The sequence below is a fragment of the Pseudomonas sp. PLMAX genome (assembly GCF_046042685.1).
Lineage (GTDB): Bacteria > Pseudomonadota > Gammaproteobacteria > Pseudomonadales > Pseudomonadaceae > Aquipseudomonas > Aquipseudomonas putida_AE.
In genome coordinates, this window is record NZ_CP064949.1 from 6557127 (window position 1) to 6574181 (window position 17055).

At 62.6% G+C, this 17055-nt stretch carries 14 protein-coding genes; 10 read left to right on the forward strand and 4 right to left on the reverse strand.

The window, feature by feature from the left end; translation table 11 throughout:
* Positions 1 to 89 precede the first annotated feature (89 nt).
* The 3 genes from DKB71_RS29905 (at position 90) to trxA (ending at position 2212) form a co-directional block, all read left to right on the forward strand.
* A complete protein-coding gene (locus DKB71_RS29905) occupies positions 90 to 554 on the forward strand; it encodes a YbaY family lipoprotein (protein WP_274074411.1) in 465 nt (154 codons plus the stop codon).
* On the forward strand, positions 551 to 1207 hold the full coding sequence (locus tag DKB71_RS29910; RefSeq protein ID WP_274074410.1) for a methyltransferase: 657 nt from the start codon (positions 551 to 553) through the stop codon (positions 1205 to 1207). The genes DKB71_RS29905 and DKB71_RS29910 overlap by 4 nt, the downstream gene beginning before the upstream one ends.
* 132 nt (positions 1208 to 1339) lie before the next feature.
* Entirely contained in the window at positions 1340 to 2212 is an 873-nt protein-coding gene (gene trxA, locus DKB71_RS29915; protein WP_008065763.1) for a thioredoxin, read from the forward strand.
* Between the two features lie 95 nt (positions 2213 to 2307).
* On the opposite strand, the gene DKB71_RS29920 is transcribed toward trxA, so the two are convergent.
* Positions 2308 to 2652 carry a hypothetical protein gene (locus DKB71_RS29920; protein ID WP_408599123.1) on the reverse strand — a complete coding sequence of 115 codons (345 nt, stop codon included), beginning with the start codon at positions 2650 to 2652 and terminating at the stop codon, positions 2308 to 2310.
* A gap of 135 nt (positions 2653 to 2787) precedes the next feature.
* Between DKB71_RS29920 and DKB71_RS29925 the strand changes: the two genes are divergently transcribed.
* The 6 genes from DKB71_RS29925 to DKB71_RS29950 all read left to right on the forward strand — a co-directional run bounded on the left by DKB71_RS29925 (position 2788) and on the right by DKB71_RS29950 (position 8422).
* Positions 2788 to 3348, forward strand: a complete 561-nt coding sequence (locus DKB71_RS29925) for a DUF2796 domain-containing protein (RefSeq protein ID WP_408599124.1) — start codon at positions 2788 to 2790, stop codon at positions 3346 to 3348.
* Positions 3349 to 3483: 135 nt separating this feature from the next.
* Positions 3484 to 4194, forward strand: coding sequence for an ABC transporter ATP-binding protein (locus DKB71_RS29930; protein ID WP_408599125.1), 711 nt, complete (start codon positions 3484 to 3486; stop codon positions 4192 to 4194).
* A gap of 1 nt (position 4195) precedes the next feature.
* Positions 4196 to 5461, forward strand: a complete 1266-nt coding sequence (locus DKB71_RS29935) for an ABC transporter permease (RefSeq protein ID WP_408599126.1) — start codon at positions 4196 to 4198, stop codon at positions 5459 to 5461.
* 10 nt (positions 5462 to 5471) lie between these two features.
* Positions 5472 to 5990 (forward strand): DUF3299 domain-containing protein, encoded by a 519-nt coding sequence (locus tag DKB71_RS29940; protein ID WP_408599127.1) that lies wholly within the window; start codon positions 5472 to 5474, stop codon positions 5988 to 5990.
* A 234-nt stretch (positions 5991 to 6224) separates the two neighbouring features.
* Positions 6225 to 6923 (forward strand): OmpW family protein, encoded by a 699-nt coding sequence (locus DKB71_RS29945; RefSeq protein WP_274074404.1) that lies wholly within the window; start codon positions 6225 to 6227, stop codon positions 6921 to 6923.
* Between the two features lie 167 nt (positions 6924 to 7090).
* On the forward strand, positions 7091 to 8422 hold the full coding sequence (locus DKB71_RS29950; RefSeq protein ID WP_323629399.1) for an IS4 family transposase: 1332 nt from the start codon (positions 7091 to 7093) through the stop codon (positions 8420 to 8422).
* A 29-nt stretch (positions 8423 to 8451) separates the two neighbouring features.
* On the opposite strand, the gene DKB71_RS29955 is transcribed toward DKB71_RS29950, so the two are convergent.
* Both DKB71_RS29955 and DKB71_RS29960 read right to left on the reverse strand, forming a co-directional pair.
* A complete protein-coding gene (locus tag DKB71_RS29955; protein ID WP_408599128.1) occupies positions 8452 to 9381 on the reverse strand; it encodes an NAD-dependent epimerase/dehydratase family protein in 930 nt (309 codons plus the stop codon).
* Complete coding sequence (locus DKB71_RS29960) at positions 9374 to 10258, reverse strand: sugar nucleotide-binding protein (protein WP_046815894.1); 885 nt, start codon at positions 10256 to 10258, stop codon at positions 9374 to 9376. Before DKB71_RS29960 ends, DKB71_RS29955 begins: the two co-directional genes overlap by 8 nt.
* Before the next feature lie 223 nt (positions 10259 to 10481).
* Between DKB71_RS29960 and DKB71_RS29965 the strand changes: the two genes are divergently transcribed.
* Positions 10482 to 14786, forward strand: coding sequence for a DEAD/DEAH box helicase (locus DKB71_RS29965; RefSeq protein WP_408601176.1), 4305 nt, complete (start codon positions 10482 to 10484; stop codon positions 14784 to 14786).
* A gap of 112 nt (positions 14787 to 14898) precedes the next feature.
* Here the strand turns inward: DKB71_RS29965 and DKB71_RS29970 are convergent, their stop codons facing one another.
* Positions 14899 to 17019, reverse strand: coding sequence for a mechanosensitive ion channel family protein (locus DKB71_RS29970; RefSeq protein ID WP_408599129.1), 2121 nt, complete (start codon positions 17017 to 17019; stop codon positions 14899 to 14901).
* Positions 17020 to 17055 lie beyond the last annotated feature (36 nt).

Consider the following 17055-nt stretch of genomic DNA (forward strand, 5'->3'; position numbering starts at 1 on the left):
ATGGTAGCGCATCCGGGTGGCAAGACAAGCCATAGGGTTTGCGGTATACAGATTGGCTATATATGGATTACGTGTTGCCGGAGCCGCAAATGTCCCTGAGACCACTCGTTTTGCTCAGTTTTTTCAGCCTGTTGGTCGCCTGCAGCAGCGATGCACCCCAGCCGCAGCCGCCAACGCCAGGCCCTGCACCGGAACAGGCGCAGAAGAAAGCCCGGGAATCGGCGAACCTCGGCCCGCTGCCGGCCTATCAGCGCGAACTGAGCGGTACGCTGCAAGGTGTGCCAACAGGTGCTGAAGTGGAACTGGCGCTGCTGGTGATCGACGACAAAGACCGTCCACAGCAATTGCTGGCCAGTTCGAGCCTGATCGGCAACAACCAGGTGCTGCCGTTTCACCTGCGCTTCAACCCGGATTCGTTCCCGGCCGGTGCCCGTGTAGAACTGCGTGGCCGCGCCAGCCAGTCCGGCCAGTTGATCCTGCATCTGCCGTCACAGCGGATTAGCCAGCCGACCACCCAGGCCCTGGGCCAGCTGCAATTCGTCAAAGCCCCATGAGTGCACCGCACGACCTGCAACAGGCCTTGGGGGAACTGCTGGGTGATGCGCGACTGGTTGCCTGTGAATTACCGGGGACCGACCTGAAGTTGTGGCTGATCGATGGCGACAACATGGATCGCGCGTTCAGCCCGGAAGAAACCCGGCGGATTCTGCACGAACCGCCGTACTGGAGCTTCTGCTGGGCCAGTGGCCTGGCGGTGGCGCGTTACCTCGCCGACTTCCCTGAGTGGGTCAAGGGCAAGCGCGTGCTGGATTTCGGCGCAGGCTCCGGCGTCGCCGGGATTGCCGCGGTGAAGGCCGGGGCGCTGGAAGTGGTGGCTTGCGACCTGGATCCGCTGGCGATTGCCGCCTGTCGGGCGAATGCCGAGCTCAATGACGTACAGCTCGTTTACTCGACGGATTTTTTCGCCGAGGCCGATCGTTTCGATCTGATTCTGGTCGCGGATGTGCTGTACGACCGGGCGAACCTGCCACTGCTCGATGAGTTCCTGAGTCGTGGCAAGGAGGCTCTGGTGGCGGATTCGCGCGTTCGGGATTTTCGTCATCCGTTGTATCAACGCATTGAAATGCTTGAAGCGATGACCCTGCCGGACCTGGCCGAGCCGGAAGAGTTTCGGCATGTGAGCCTTTACCACGCGCGGCGCGGCTGAAGCCGCTAAAAGATCGCAGCCTTCGGCAGCGCCTACGCGGGGATGCGGTTTAACCTGTAGGAGCTGCCGAAGGCTGCGATCTTTTGCGCCACGCCTTATAGTTCACCTATTCACGCTTTTACGAGATTGCCCATGAGTCAGCAAACGCCGTACATCTTCGACGCCACGACTGCCGATTTCGACCAGTCGGTGATCGAGAATTCCTTCCACAAACCGGTGCTGGTGGATTTCTGGGCCGAATGGTGTGCGCCCTGCAAGGTGCTGATGCCGATGCTGCAGACCATCGCCGAGAGCTATCAGGGCGAACTGCTGCTGGCCAAGGTCAACTGTGACCTCGAACAGGACATCGTCGCCCGTTTCGGTATTCGCAGCCTGCCGACCGTGGTGCTGTTCAAGGATGGCCAGCCGGTCGATGGTTTTGCCGGTGCCCAGCCGGAGTCGGCCGTGCGCGCGCTGCTCGAGCCCCATGTGCAAATGCCGCCACCGGCCGCCGCCGATCCGTTCGAACAGGCCCAGGCCTTGTTCGACGACAGCCGTTTCGCCGATGCAGAGGCCCTGCTCAAAGTGCTGCTGGGCGAAGACAACACCAACGCCAAGGCGCTGATTCTCTACGCCCGCTGTCTCACCGAGCGCGGTGAGCTGGGCGAAGCGCAAGCCGTGCTCGATGCGGTCAAGAGCGATGAGCACAAGGCCGCCCTGGCCGGCGCCAAGGCGCAGATCAAGTTCCTCGGCCAGGCCAAGGACTTGCCGGATGCCGCCGACCTGAAGGCTCGCCTGGCGAAAAACCCGCAGGACGATGAAGCGGTCTATCAGCTGGCCGTTCAACAACTGGCCCGCCAGCAATACGACGCGGCGCTGGATGGACTGCTCAAGCTGTTCATTCGCAATCGCAGCTACAGCGAGGGTTTGCCGCACAAGACCTTGCTGCAGGTGTTCGAACTGCTGGGTAACGATCATCCGCTGGTAACGACGTACCGTCGCAAGTTGTTTGCTGCGCTTTATTAAGATCAAAAGATCGCAGCCTCGCTTCGCTCGACAGCTCCTACAGGGGATATGCGTTGCCCTTGTAGGAGCTGCCGCAGGCTGCGATCTTTTGCGGTTTATTCGATCCAGCGGTAAAGCGGCGTATCCGCGCCACTCTGCACCTTCACATCCGGGCTATGCCGCAAGCGCACCAACAGGCGCTTGCCTGCCGCCGCACTGCCGGTCAGCCCTTCCAGTTGATCGAGTAATTGCGGCCCGCTCAATTGCCCGGCCTTGCGTAGCAGATCTTTGGCGACCTGCCACAGCGCATCGTCCTGATTCAGCGGTTTCGCCACTGGCGCAGCACTGACCTCGGTTTTTTCCACTTTCAACTGCGCACCCAGCCTTGCCCAGTCGGCGTCATCCATCTCCAGCGTCAAATCCACCGGCCAGTCGCCGATGCTTCCGCGAATTCGCAACATGAGTCAGCTCCCGAACATTTCTTCGCACCCATGCTCCCACGGGGCTTGTGCAACGCCAAGCAGGCAGTCACACTCTGCGCATCATGTTATAAGATTACATAACATTTCTTTCATCTTGTCTTTCGGAGACTCGCCATGCGTCACCTGCTTCTCGCTCTGCCGTTTGCCTTGTTGCCGCTGGCTGGCGTTCACGCCGCTGACGAACATGATCACGACCATGAGCACGGCAGCCTTGGCGCCCATGAGCACGGTGTCGGGCGCCTGAACGCGGCACTGGATGGCCTGACCCTGGAGCTGGAGCTGGACAGTCCGGCGATGAACCTGGTGGGCTTTGAGCACGTCGCCGCAACCGATGCCGACAAAGCCAAGGTCGCTACGACCCGCGCTCGCCTTGAGCAACCGCTGGCGCTGTTCAGCCTGCCGAAAGCCGCCGGTTGCGTGGTGGAAAACCAGGAGCTGGAAAGCCCGTTGTTTGGCGACACGCCAGAGGCCGACGATGAACACCACCATGACCACAGTGAAATCCACGCCCGCTACCAATTCACCTGCGCCACGCCGGGCGCGCTGAAGACCCTGGATCTGGCGAATATCTTCACCAGCTTCCCGGCGACCCGGAAAATTCAGGTACAACTGATCGGCCCGAGCGGGCAGCAAGGGGTTGAAGTGACGGCGAAGGCTGCCTCCCTCAAGTTCTGATCCACCGCACAACCAATGTGGGAGCGGGCTTGCTCGCGAAGGCAGTGTGCCATGCAGCATAGATGTCGACTGACACTCCGCCTTCGCGAGCAAGCCCGCTCCCACAGGATAATCAACACCCATGAAATCAGCGCCATGACCCAAGCACTCATCGAATTGTCCGACCTGAGCTTCAGCTGGCCCGGTCACCCGCCGCTGCTGGATATCCCGGCGTTTCGCCTTTCGCCTGGGGAAACCCTGTTCCTCAAGGGCCCCAGCGGTAGCGGCAAGACCACCCTGCTGGGCCTGCTCGGCGGCGTGCAGAAGCCCGATCGCGGCAGCATTCGCCTGCTTGGCCAGGAGCTGACCGAACTCTCGGCCGGCGCCCGCGATCACTTTCGTGTCGATCACACTGGCTACATCTTCCAGCAGTTCAACCTGCTGCCGTTTCTGTCGGTGCGCGAGAACGTCGAACTGCCCTGCCACTTCTCGAAACTGCGCGCCGAGCGGGCGAAGCAGCGCCACGGCAGCATCGACCAGGCCGCCGCCACCCTGCTCGCCCATCTGGGTTTGAAGGATGACAACATCCTCGCGCGCTGCGCCGACTCCCTGTCCATCGGCCAGCAACAACGGGTGGCCGCCGCGCGCGCGCTGATCGGTCAGCCGGAACTGGTGATCGCCGACGAGCCGACCTCGGCCCTCGACTACGACGCCCGGGAGAACTTCATTCGCCTGCTGTTCGCCGAATGCCGCGAGGCCGGCTCGAGCCTGTTGTTCGTCAGCCATGACCAGAGCCTGGCGCCGCTGTTCGATCGCAACCTGTCGCTGGCCGAACTCAATCGCGCCGCCACCCCGTCCGAGGTCTGAGATGTATCTGTTCCGTCTAGCCATGGCCAGCCTGGCTAACCGCCGTTTCACCGCGATCCTCACCGCGTTCGCCATCGCCCTGTCGGTGTGCCTGCTGCTGGCCGTGGAACGGGTGCGCACCGAGGCCAAGGCCAGTTTCGCCAGCACCATCAGCGGCACCGACCTGATCGTCGGCGCGCGTTCCGGCTCGGTCAACCTGCTGCTGTACTCGGTATTCCGTATTGGCAATGCCACCAACAACATCCGCTGGGACAGCTTCGAACACTTCGCCAGCAACCCGAAAGTGAAGTGGGCCATTCCGATGTCCCTTGGCGATTCCCATCGCGGCTATCGGGTGATGGGCACCACCGGGGCGTACTTCGAACACTACCAGTACGGCCGCCAGCAACACCTGGAACTGGCCGAGGGCCGTGCCTTCGCCAGCGACCCGTTCGAAGTGGTGCTCGGCGCTGAAGTCGCGGACGCGCTGCACTACAAACTCGGCGACAAGCTGGTGCTGGCCCATGGCGTGGCCGTGATCAGCCTGGTCAAGCATGACGACAAGCCATTCACCGTGGTCGGCATTCTCAAGCGCACCGGCACCCCGGTGGACCGCACGCTGCACATCAGCCTCGGTGGCATGGAAGCCATTCACGTTGATTGGCACAACGGCGTGCCGGCCCGGGGCAACGGGCGGGTCAGCGCCGATCAGGCACGCAACATGGACCTGACACCCCAGGCGATCACCGCGTTCATGCTCGGCCTCAACAGCAAGATCTCGACCTTCGCCCTGCAGCGCGAGATCAACGAATTCCGTGGCGAACCGATGCTGGCGATCCTGCCCGGCGTTGCGCTGCAAGAGTTGTGGAGCTTGATGAGCACGGCGGAAAAGGCCCTGTTCGTGGTGTCACTGTTCGTCGTGCTGACCGGCTTGATCGGCATGCTCACGGCGATTCTCACCAGTCTCAACGAACGTCGGCGGGAGATGGCGATCCTGCGATCGGTGGGCGCGCGGCCCTGGCACATCGCGACGCTGCTGGTGCTGGAGGCGTTTGCCCTGGCGCTGGCCGGTGTGGTGGCCGGCGTGGCATTGCTCTACGTCTGTATCGCGGCAGCCCAGGGTTACGTGCAGGCCAATTACGGCCTGTTTCTGCCGCTGGCGTGGCCGAGCGAATATGAATGGACGCTACTCGGTGGCATCCTGATCGCTGCGTTGCTGATGGGCAGCGTGCCAGCCTGGCGCGCCTATCGCCAATCCCTGGCCGATGGCCTGTCGATCCGTTTATGAGGACGTTGAAATGCCCCGCGCTGTCTTTGCGCTGTTGATGCTGGTCGCCCTGCCGTTGTGGGCGGCCGAGCCGAAAGAGCTGACCTGGTCGGAAATGATCCCGCCGGATGCGGCACCGGAAGTGCCCAACATGACGCCGCTGCACGACCTGTCGAAGCTCAGCGATGCACTGTCCGCCGAATCGGCGCCGGCAGCGAAACAGGACATGCCCAACGCCCCGGTGGTCAAGGCCCTCGACGGTCAGAACATTCGTTTGCCGGGCTACATCGTGCCGCTGGAAGTGAGTGAAGAAGGTCGTACCACGGACTTTCTGCTGGTGCCGTATTTCGGCGCCTGCATCCACGTACCGCCACCGCCGTCGAACCAGATCGTGCACGTCAAAAGTGAAGTCGGCGTGAAGCTCGACGAGCTGTATCAGCCTTACTGGATCGAGGGGCCGATGCAGGTCAAGCCGTCCACCAGTGAGCTGGCGGACGCCGGGTACCAGATGGAGGCGGACAAGATCTACCTGTATGAATTGCCGGAGTGAACCCGGGAGTTAGTCGGCGCCTGCAAAATTGTCTTCGCGAGCAAGCCCGCTCCCACACTGGATCTGTGCATAGACACAATTCCATTGTGGGAGCGGGCTTGCTCGCGAAGGGGCCATCGAAAACACCACAAAAACCAGGTCCATCACGATTTCATTGAGCTGCATCAAAAGACCAGATCGTTAGCCGCCTTACCATTGGACATCGAAGATTTTTAACGTCCTCTGGAGCCCCCCATGAACAAGTCCTTGCTCGGTGCCTCGCTGGTAGCGCTGGCGCTTGCAGCCCCGTTCGCCCACGCCCACGAAGCCGGTGACATCATCCTTCGTGCCGGTGCGATTACCGTCAACCCGGAGGCCGACAGTTCCTCGGTCAAGGTCGATCAGGGTCCGCTGAGCGGCGCCGACCTGGGTGGCAAGGCGACCATGAGCAGCGACACGCAACTGGGTCTGAACGTTGCCTACATGATCACCAATAACTGGGGTATCGAACTGCTCGCGGCCACGCCGTTCGAGCACGACGTCAAGCTCAAGGGCACCGCCCTGGGTGCGGCCAACGGCAAACTCGGTACGCTGAAACACCTGCCACCGACCCTCAGCATCGTGTACTACCCGCTGGATGCCAAATCCGACTTCCAGCCGTACCTCGGCGCCGGCATCAATTACACCTGGATCTACGACGAGCATGTCGGCAGCGAAGCCCAGGCCAACGGCTTCAGCAACTTCAAGGCAGAAAACTCCTGGGGCATGGCGTTCCAGGTCGGTGCCGACTACATGCTGACCGACAACGTGATGATCAACGCCCAGGTGCGTTACATTGACATCGATACCCGCGCGACCGTGGAAAACGACGCCGTGGCGCCGGGCACCCGGGCACGGGTGAACGTGGATGTCGATCCGTTCATCTACATGGTCGGTCTGGGTTACAAGTTCTAAGTATTCACGTGGTGGTGGATTGGTCGCTCCCTTGCCCTGTGGACGGGAACGATCAGCAACAAAAAAAGGCGCCTCAACCGGCTAATGCCGATCAGTTAAGCCATCTCGCTTGACCTTTGGCCGCAAGAAATCAAAATCCGATGCCTGAACTGGCATCGGATTTTTTTATGCGTCTCGCTCGGGCACTGGAACTGACCCACAACTTCGCTTCCACTCCAAACTCAATCGAGGGATTGGATTCCTTACTCGATCCTTCTTTGGTCGAGCAGGCGCTTGAACAGGCCGGCGTGGCGACGCTGCGCAAGCGGCGCTTGCCGCTGGAAATGATGCTCTGGTGCGTGATTTCCATGGCGTTCTTCCGGCGCATGTCGGCGTGGGATGTGGTCAGTCGCATGAACATCATGCTGCCGGGGCAACGCCCGTTAGTGGCCCCCAGCGCCGTAGTCCAGGCACGTCAGAGACTAGGTAGCGAAGCCGTACGACAAGTCTTCGACCTGACTCAGAAAAGTTGGCATGAAGCAGCTGAGCATCCGACTTGGGCCGGTTTGCGCTTGTTGAGCGTCGACGGTGTCGTCTGGCGAACGCCTGACACCCGCGAAAATCGAGCGCGCTACGATTCGGCCAGTAACCAGCACGGCGACACCGGTTTTCCCCAGGTACGCATGGTCTGTCAGATGGAATTGACGAGCCACATGTTGATCGGCAGCGCATTTGATGGCTATCGCAGCAACGAAATGAAACTGGCCGAACAACTGATCGACACCACGCCCGATCACTCGTTGACCCTATTCGATCGAGGTTTCTACTCCCTGGGATTGCTGCACCAGTGGCAGCAAGCAGGCACCGAGCGCCATTGGCTGATGCCACTGCGCAAGGGTGCGCAGTACGAAGTTGTTCAGCGTTTGGGCCGTCAGGATGCAATGGTCTCGTTAAGCACTTCGCCGCAGGCCCGCAAGCAATGGCCGGGACTGCCCGAGCGCCTGATTGCGCGCCTTCTGAGCAAAACCGTCAAGGGCAAGGTGTGTCAGATCCTGACGTCGATGACCGACCCGCTGCGCTTCCCGTCTGACGAAATAGTCGACCTGTACAGCCAGCGATGGGAGATCGAATTGGGCTTTCGGGAGATGAAACAGACGCTGCTCAACAGCAGCTATACCTTGCGCAGCAAGACACCCGAGATGATCGAGCAGGAGCTGTGGGGCGTGTTGCTGGGCTACAACCTGTTGCGCTATCAGATGGTAGAAATGAGCCGTCACTGTCCGGGAATTTACCCGTGCGAAATGAGTTTTACCGCCTGCACCTGGGCAATTTTAGGGTTTATCAACAGCGTCTCGGCCGACCGCTCCGGGAACATCCCCAAATACCTGGCCGAGCTTCATGCTTCAGCGCCGCACTATGTCCTGCCTCATCGGCGAGAGGAGCGTATTTATCCCCGAGCCATCCGGCTCAAATCGCCGAAGTATCCGATCAGAAATAAAAATGCCAGTCAGCTTAACTGACTGGCATTAGCCTCAACCGGCGCCTTTTTCTATTGTCCCAGCAACCGTGCCAGCCCGACGCTCAAGGGGGTTGGCTCGGGCGCCCGGAAGCGCTCCAGCAGACGCTGGTTGTTGGCCCGCGAATGACGAATGTCACCGGAGCGCGCCGGGCCGTAGCTCACCGGTGGCAGCTTGCCAACAACGACCTCAAGGGCCGCCAGCATCTGCTTGAGACTGGTCGCCTGGTTCCAGCCGACGTTGACCGCGCCCTCTTCCACCTGGGGTTTCTCGATGGCCTGCACCAGCAGATCGACCAGATCCTCGACGTAGAGAAAGTCCCGCGTCTGCTCGCCGTCGCCAAACACCGTGATCGGCAGGCCTTTCTGTGCGCGCTCGCTGAAAATGCTGATGACCCCGGAGTACGGCGAGGACGGATCCTGGCGCGGGCCGAAGATGTTGAAGAAGCGGAAAATCACCGGCTCCAGCTCATGCTCGCGCCGGTAGAAATCGAAGTATTGCTCGCTCGCCAGCTTGTCCACCGCGTAGGGCGTCAACGGCGCCTTGGGCGTGTCTTCATCGATTGACTCGCCCTCGCCATTGTTGCCATACACCGCGGCACTGGAGGCGAACAGCACGCGCTTGACGCCCGCCTGGCGCATGGCTTCGCAGACATTCAGCGAGCCGATGAAGTTGCTCTGGTGGGTCTTCACGGGATTGTCCACTGACGCCTGTACCGACGCCACTGCCGCCAGGTGCGCCACGGCGCTGCAACCGGTCATCGCACGGGCGACCAGGGCGGCATCGGCAACGTCGCCGACGATCAGCTCGACCTTGGGATTGTCCAGCGGCAGGTTGCTGCGTTTACCGGTGGATAGGTCATCCAGAATCCGTACCGAATAGCCCTTGGCGAGCAAGGCATCGGTGAGATGGGAGCCGATGAATCCGGCACCCCCGGTAATCAGAATGGGGCGATCAGCCATGACGATAGAACCTGTCCAGAAGGCTCGGAAGGGCCGCACGCCAGGCGCGTGGCTTGATTCCGAAGGTGTGCAGAATTTTCTTGCAGGCCAGTACCGCGTGTTGCGGTTCTTCCGCGGCATCCGGTCGCGCGGCGTGGGCCTGGGCGGTCGGCGCTTCGATGGCCAGCGGGTGCAGGGCGCGGGCTTCGGTGAGAATCGCCTGGCCCAGGGCCAGCGGCGTGGTCGCCTCATGCCCGGCGTAGTGGTAGGTGCCCCACAGCGGCGCGCTGCAGTCGAGTTGCTTGAGTACCGAAATGATCACCCGGGCCGCGTCGTCCACCGGTGTCGGATTGCCCCGGCGGTCGTCGGCCAACAGCAGTTCCTCGGGTTGCTCGGCGCGGCCGAGGAAACGCCCGAGGGTGCCGTCGGGACTGTCATCAAGCAGCCAGCCGAAACGCAACAGCACGTGTTGCGGGCAGGTGGCGCGCACGCTTTGCTCGATCCGCCACAAGGCCTGGCCACGCAGGCCCAGCGGCAGCGGTTCGTCTTTTTCGCTGTAGGCGGTCGCCCGGGAGCCGTCGAACACACGATAGCTCGAGGGTTGCACCAGGACGATGTTGTGATGCTGGCACAGTTCGGCCAGGCGCTCGATCGCCCGCTCCTGCCCGGCCAGACGCTGTTCGCTGACCGTCTCCGCCTGGAACCAGTCGAAGTAGTAGGCGAGGTTGATCAACGCGTCCGGGCGGGTGTCGTCGAGCAGTTGCGTCAGGCTCGCGGCATCCCAGCCGTCCTGTGGTGGGCGGGGGGCGAGGAAACCGATGTCTTCCTCCGCACCGAGGCGAATCAGCGCCTGCCCAAGGGCATTTCCGCCGCCCAGTAACATAAGGCGCATTCGCATAGAGTCAGCAGGCCCAGTCTGATTGGAACGATGGCTGTATCGACACCGCCCGCGGGCGATGTCATCGATAGTTGCCGGAATCGTTGCATTTTGCGGGTTTAGTGCGCAACCGTCATCCGTAAAGTGTAGATGTGCGGGATTTGTGATGCTGCTGGCCCTGAAGGTTGGCGAAGATCTTGAGTGGTACTTGCATCTTCGCGCCCTCACCCGCATAAATCAGAACATGAACCTGCCCATCCCCGCCGACAGTGCCCTGGCCGGCTTCCACCCCGCCGTCAGCGCCTGGTTCAGCAACAAATTCGCGACGGTCACCGCCGCCCAGGCCCGGGCGTGGCCGCTGATCCGCCAGCGCCGCTCGACTCTGATCGCCGCCCCCACCGGTTCCGGCAAGACCCTCACCGCCTTCCTCGCCGTGATCGACGACCTGGTTCACCGTGGCCTGGAAAACTCCCAAGGCCTGCCAAACGAAACCCTGGTGGTCTACGTCTCGCCGCTCAAGGCGCTGTCCAACGACATCCAGATCAACCTGCAAGACCCATTGGCCGGCATCACCGAACAGTTGCGGCGGATGGGCCTGCCCGAGCTGCGGATCAGCACCGCCGTGCGCACCGGCGATACACCGCAAAAAGACCGCTCGGCGATGCGCAAGACCGCACCGCACATCCTGGTCACCACCCCGGAATCGCTTTACGTGCTGCTCGGCTCCGACTCCGGGCGGCAGATGCTCAGCACCACCGGCACGGTGATCGTTGATGAAATCCACGCCATCGCCGCCAGCAAGCGCGGCAGCCACCTGGCGCTAAGCCTCGAGCGTTTGCAGGCACTGTGCGCCAAACCGCTGGTGCGCATCGGCCTGTCGGCCACGCAAAAACCCATCGAGGCAGTGTCGCGCTTTCTGGTCGGTCGTGATCGACCCTGCGAGATCGTCGATATCGGCCACGCCCGCCCACGTGACCTGGACATCGAAGTGCCGCCCGTGCCGCTATCGGCAGTGATGGCCAACGATGTCTGGGAACTGGTCTATGACCGACTTGCCGCCCTCGCCCGCGCACACCGCACCACGCTGGTGTTCGTCAACACCCGACGTCTCGCCGAGCGCCTGAGCCGCCACCTGAGCGAACGCCTGGGCAAGGACGCGGTGGCCGCCCACCACGGCAGCCTGGCCAAGGAGTTTCGCCTGGACGCCGAACAGCGGCTCAAGCGTGGCGAATTGCAAGTGTTGATTGCCACCGCGTCGCTTGAGCTGGGCATCGACATTGGCGATGTCGACCTGGTGTGCCAGATCGCCTCGCCGCGTTCGATTGCCGGCTTTTTGCAAAGGGTTGGTCGCTCCGGGCACCAGGTCGGCGGCACCCCCAAGGGCCGCCTGTTTGCCACCACCCGCGACGACCTGATCGAATGCGTCGCGCTGCTCGACTGCGTGCGCCGGGGCGAGCTCGACACCCTGCTGATCCCCGAAGCGCCGCTGGACGTCCTGGCGCAACAGATCATCGCCGAAGTCAGTTGCCAGGAATGGCCGGAGCAGGCGCTGCTGGAATTGTTCCGCAACGCTTCGCCCTACAGCGGGCTCGACGAAAAACACTATCAGGCGCTACTGCAGATGCTCGCCGAGGGCTTCGACGGGCGCCAGGGCATCCGCAGTGCCTATCTGCATCGTGACGCCGTGAGCCGCACCCTGCGCGGTCGCAGGGGCGCCAAGCTGACGGCGGTGACCAGCGGCGGGACCATCCCCGACAATGCCGACTACAGCGTTCTGCTCGAGCCCCAAGGGCTGAACATCGGTAGCGTCAATGAAGACTTCGCGGTGGAGAGCATCGCCGGGGATGTGTTCCAGCTGGGCAATACGTCGTACCGGATACTGCGGGTCGACACCGGCAAGGTCCGGGTGGAGGATGCCCAGGGTCAGCCGCCGACCATCCCGTTCTGGCTCGGCGAGGCCCCGGGGCGTAGCGCCGAACTGTCGTTTGCCGTGGCGCGCTTGCAGGCCCAGCTCGATACTCTGCTGGGCGCGACGCCGGGCAACTTGCAGCCCGCCCTCGACTGGCTGACCCAAACCCTGGGCCTGAACCTGGCCAGCGCCGAGCAACTGGTGGAATACCTGGCCCGCGCACGGCAGACACTGGGCGCGTTGCCGTCGCAGGACACCTTGCTGATGGAGCGCTTCTTCGACGAGTCCGGCGGCACCCAGCTGGTTATCCACAGCCCGTTCGGCAGTCGCATCAACCGCGCCTGGGGCCTGGCCTTGCGCAAACGCTTCTGTCGCACCTTCAACTTCGAGTTGCAGGCCGCCGCCAGCGAAGACGCCATCGTGTTGTCGCTGTCCTCCAGCCACAGCTTTGAGCTGGCTGATGTGTGGCGCTACCTGCACAGCAACACCGCTGAGCACATCCTGATCCAGGCCGTGCTCGATGCCCCGTTGTTTGGCGTGCGCTGGCGCTGGAATGCCGGCGTGGCGCTGGCGCTGCCGCGCTTTCGCGGTGGTCGCAAAGTGCCGCCGCAGATCCAGCGGATGAAAAGCGAAGACCTCACCGCCAGCGTGTTCCCCGACCAGATCGCCTGCGTGGAAAACCTCGTGGGCGAGCGCGACATTCCCGACCATCCGCTGGTGGAGCAGACCCTCGACGATTGCCTGCACGACGCCATGGACAGCAACGGCTGGTTGGCCCTGCTGCGGCGCATGGAACGCGGCGAGGTCCGCCTGATCAGCCGGGACCTGCCCGCGCCCTCGCCCCTCGCCGCGGAAATCCTCAGCGCCAGGCCCTACACCTTTCTCGACGATGCGCCCCTGGAGGAACGCCGCACGCAGGCGGTGCTCAACCGCCGCTGGAGCGAGCCGCAGTCCACTGACGACCTGGGCGCGCTGGACGCCGACGCCATTGACGCCGTGCGGGAAGAGGCCTGGCCCTCGCCCGGCAATGTCGATGAGATGCACGAAACCTTGATGAGCCTGGCCTGCATAACCGACGCCGAGGCCAGCGCCAATCCGCATTGGCTGGAATGGTTGAATGCCCTGGCTGACAGCGGCCGAGCCTGCCGCATCAACCATTCACTGTGGCTGGCGCTGGAACGGCTGACGTGCCTGCAGGCGATTTATCCACAAGCGGATCTGTCTCCACCCTTGCAGGCTCTGCCGGGTTTCGATCTGGCCTGGACGCCGGACGACGCCGTCGTAGAAGTGATTCGAGCGCGGCTCAGCGCCTTTGGTCCATTGCCAATGCAGGCGATTGCCGCCCCCCTCGAATTGCCCGCTCTGAAAGTCACCCAGGCATTGGCGCACCTGGAACGCGAAGGCTATGTGCTGCGCGGGCGCTTCACCCCAGGCAATACCGAAGAAGAATGGTGTGAGCGACATTTGCTGGCGCGGATTCATCGCTACACCGTCAAGCGCCTGCGCCGGGAAATCGAGCCCGTGGCCTTGCAGGATTTCATGCGCTTCCTGTTCGACTGGCAGCACCTGTCCAACGCCACCCGTGGCCAGGGCAGCACGGTGCTGCCGGCGATCGTCGCCCAGTTCGAAGGCTACCCCGCCGCCGCCTCAGCCTGGGACAGCGACCTTTTGCCCGCGCGGATCAAGGACTATTCGCCCACCTGGCTCGATGATGCGTGCCGTAGCGGCAAACTGGTCTGGAGCCGACTGACTGCGCGCAACCGCAGCACCGGCACCGCCCTGCGAAGTACGCCGATCGTGCTGTTGCCGCGTAATCGGGTCGGTCTGTGGAGCGACTTGACCGAGCAGACGCCAGTCAGCGAACTGTCGCCCAAGACACAGAAGGTGCACGCCGCCCTCAGCCAGCACGGCGCGCTGTTTTTCGATGAGCTGATTCACGAAGCCCACCTGCTGCGCGCGGAGCTGGAAATCGCCCTGCAGGAGCTGGTGGGTGCGGGGCTGGTGAACGCCGACAGTTTTGCCGGCCTGCGGGCGCTGATCACACCTGCCAGCAAGCGCCAGCAGCGTAGCAGCCGACGCGGACGCGGGGCCTTTGTCGGCGGCATGGACGACGCCGGGCGCTGGGCGCTGTTGCGACGCGCAGTGACCGCGCCGGTTGTGGATAACCCGCGACCGACGCCAACGCCCGCCGACACCCTGGAACACATCGCCATGACCTTGTTGCGCCGCTACGGCGTGGTGTTCTGGCGCTTGCTGGAGCGTGAGGCCGATTGGCTGCCGAGTTGGCGGGAATTGCTGCGCACCTTCCATCGGCTGGAAGCGCGGGGTGAGATTCGTGGCGGACGTTTTGTCAGTGGCCTGGCGGGCGAGCAATTCGCGCTGCCGGAGGCGATTCCATTGCTGCGCGAAGTCCGCCGCCGGCCCCATGACGGCAGCTTGGTCGCGGTGTGCGGGGTCGATCCGCTGAACCTTGCCGGCACCCTGTTGCCCGGTGCGAAAGTGCCGGCGCTGGCGAGCAATCGGCTGGTGTATCGCGATGGTTTACCGGCAGCGGCGGAGATTGCGGGCAAGAAGCATGTGTGGCTGGAGCTGGATCAGCAGGCCATGGTTGAAGTGCAGAGCAAGCTGATCCGGCATTGATGTTGTCTGGGCGGACCTCTTCGCGAGCAAGCCCGCTCCCACATTGGCTTTGTGTACACCGATCCCCTGTGGGAGCGGGCTTGCTCGCGAAGAGGCCATCCTTGACAACAAATTATTGGGGACGTGGCCGATCCGGCATCAACACCGCCGCATGCTCCGGCTCAGCCGCTCCATCATGCACAGGCTCCGCCGCCGGCCTCTGCACTAAAACCTGCTGTGGATAAGTCTGCGCAAAATGCACCCACGGACTGTTATCCACAAGCTTTTTCAACCGCTGGTTGAACGCCCGGCTCACCGCATATTGCCCGCCTGACACGGTGCGAAATTGTGCCGTCAGCACCACGCCATTGAGGTCCATCCTGTCGACGCCGAACACATCCAGCGGCCCTTGCAGGTTGTACCGCAGGAACGGGTCTTCACTGATCGAATGCCCCGCCTCGCGAATCAGTTCGATGGCCTTGTCGACATCGGTGTCATAGGTGAACTGCACGGAGAAGAACGCATAGGCAAACTGCCGCGATTGGTTGGTCACGGCCTTGATCTGGCCAAAGGGCACCGAGTGCACGAAGCCCTTGCCGTCGCGCAGGCGCAAGGTGCGGATGGTCAGGCCCTCGACCGTGCCGGCATGCCCGGAATCGAGCACCACCCAGTCACCGATGGACAGGGTGTCTTCGATGATGATGAACAACCCGGTAATCACGTCCTGCACCAGTTGCTGAGAGCCGAAACCGATGGCCAGGCCAATGACCCCGGCACCGGCCAGGAAAGGCGCGACATTGATGCCAAGATTGGCCATGGTGGTGATGGCGCAGATCACCACCAGGATGATTTTGATCGCATTGCGCAGCAACGGCAGGATGGTCTTGATCCGCGTACTCGGCTGGCGTGCCCCGCGTTTGCTGGCCGGAGGTTTCAGGGCCTCCTGGATCGCCGTGTCGAGCACCACCCAGACCATCCAGGTCACCAGGAAGATCAGGCCGATATGACTCAAGGAGTCACTGATCGCCCGTCCCACGGCATTGCTGACCGCAAAATCGAACAGTGACACGCCCCAGATTCGTCCGAGGATATCGATGAACACGATGGCCATGGCGATGCGCAACAACGCGTGGGAGAGGCTCAGGAAGCGTTCCTTGTAGGCGCCACTGCGGCGCACCTCGGACTCGCTGCGGGTCTTGAACAGGTGGTGCAGCGTCGTGCTGAGAAACACCGTCGCAATCAGCAACACCGTGGTGAACAGCGCGCTGCGCAGCACTTGCTGGTTGTCATCGCCAATGCCGATCAGGTTGATGACAGAGACCAGCACCATCAACAGGATCGGCCAGTACCAGAGCCCGGAAAAAATCCGCAGGGTTTCGCGCAACGCTGGCTGTGCCCGACGCTGGGCCAGCGGCAGGATACGGATCACCTGGGCGACCGGACGGCGCAGGCGGAACACCAGCAAACCAAAGGAAATCGAGGCCGCCAGCCCGGTAAATACAGCGATGCTGCTGGTGAGATTGTTCCCCAGTTGATGGGCGATCTGCGGGCTGGTCAAGGCGTCGCTCAGGGCGACCAGGAAACCAATCGCGAACAGCGGTCGTGGGCTGTCCTGGCGAATGATCTGCACCGCCCGGCGTTTGTGACCGATATTGAACAGCACCACCAGGGACATCACCAACGACGAAGCGAACACGCCACTGCTGGTGGCATAGGCAAAACACAACGCCAGCGCCCTGCCGGCCGACACCGGCAATAACTGGCTGGCATAAATCGTCAACGGCAGGCTGATCACCGCGGGGATGCTGTAGGGCAAGACATAACCCAGCAAGGCCTGCCCACGCTCTCGGCTGAGCAGCACACGATGGCGGCACAGGCGTTCGGTCAAGAACTTGCCGAACATCCAGAGCAGGCCGAAGACACCCGCCCACACCGCCGTCAGCAGCAGGAAATCCCCCGCCACGCTCCAGCTCGAACGGGTCGATGGGCGATTGACCAGTTGGTCTACCTCATCGGCCGCACGATCAGCACGCAAACGCCAGGCGTCGAGCAGGTCCTTGTCGAGGTTCAGCTTGCTCTGGACGTCGTCGATGCTCGAACTGATGGCGCCCAGCAACCCGCCCTGGACCAAGGGTTCCGGGTGTGCCGCCGGTGTGGCGGCGGCCGGCACGCCCGGTATGGCCGCTGCCTGCAGTTCCTCGCTGCCGAAAAACAACAGCGCCCCCAGTAATATCGCTGTCTTGAGCCTGATCAAGGCATCCGCTCCTTTGGATAGGACTGTAAGGAACTG

What these genes read in the sequence shown, in the direction of transcription:
- DKB71_RS29930 (WP_408599125.1), top strand. Translation starts at nt 3,484, where the DNA reads ATGACCCAAGCACTCATCGAATTGTCCGACCTGAGCTTCAGCTGGCCC.
- DKB71_RS29960 (WP_046815894.1), bottom strand. Translation starts at nt 10,258, where the DNA reads ATGCGAATGCGCCTTATGTTACTGGGCGGCGGAAATGCCCTTGGGCAG.
- DKB71_RS29965 (WP_408601176.1), top strand. Translation starts at nt 10,482, where the DNA reads ATGAACCTGCCCATCCCCGCCGACAGTGCCCTGGCCGGCTTCCACCCC.
- DKB71_RS29905 (WP_274074411.1), top strand. Translation starts at nt 90, where the DNA reads ATGTCCCTGAGACCACTCGTTTTGCTCAGTTTTTTCAGCCTGTTGGTC.
- DKB71_RS29950 (WP_323629399.1), top strand. Translation starts at nt 7,091, where the DNA reads ATGCGTCTCGCTCGGGCACTGGAACTGACCCACAACTTCGCTTCCACT.
- DKB71_RS29945 (WP_274074404.1), top strand. Translation starts at nt 6,225, where the DNA reads ATGAACAAGTCCTTGCTCGGTGCCTCGCTGGTAGCGCTGGCGCTTGCA.
- trxA (WP_008065763.1), top strand. Translation starts at nt 1,340, where the DNA reads ATGAGTCAGCAAACGCCGTACATCTTCGACGCCACGACTGCCGATTTC.
- DKB71_RS29935 (WP_408599126.1), top strand. Translation starts at nt 4,196, where the DNA reads ATGTATCTGTTCCGTCTAGCCATGGCCAGCCTGGCTAACCGCCGTTTC.
- DKB71_RS29955 (WP_408599128.1), bottom strand. Translation starts at nt 9,381, where the DNA reads ATGGCTGATCGCCCCATTCTGATTACCGGGGGTGCCGGATTCATCGGC.
- DKB71_RS29940 (WP_408599127.1), top strand. Translation starts at nt 5,472, where the DNA reads ATGCCCCGCGCTGTCTTTGCGCTGTTGATGCTGGTCGCCCTGCCGTTG.
- DKB71_RS29910 (WP_274074410.1), top strand. Translation starts at nt 551, where the DNA reads ATGAGTGCACCGCACGACCTGCAACAGGCCTTGGGGGAACTGCTGGGT.
- DKB71_RS29925 (WP_408599124.1), top strand. Translation starts at nt 2,788, where the DNA reads ATGCGTCACCTGCTTCTCGCTCTGCCGTTTGCCTTGTTGCCGCTGGCT.
- DKB71_RS29920 (WP_408599123.1), bottom strand. Translation starts at nt 2,652, where the DNA reads ATGTTGCGAATTCGCGGAAGCATCGGCGACTGGCCGGTGGATTTGACG.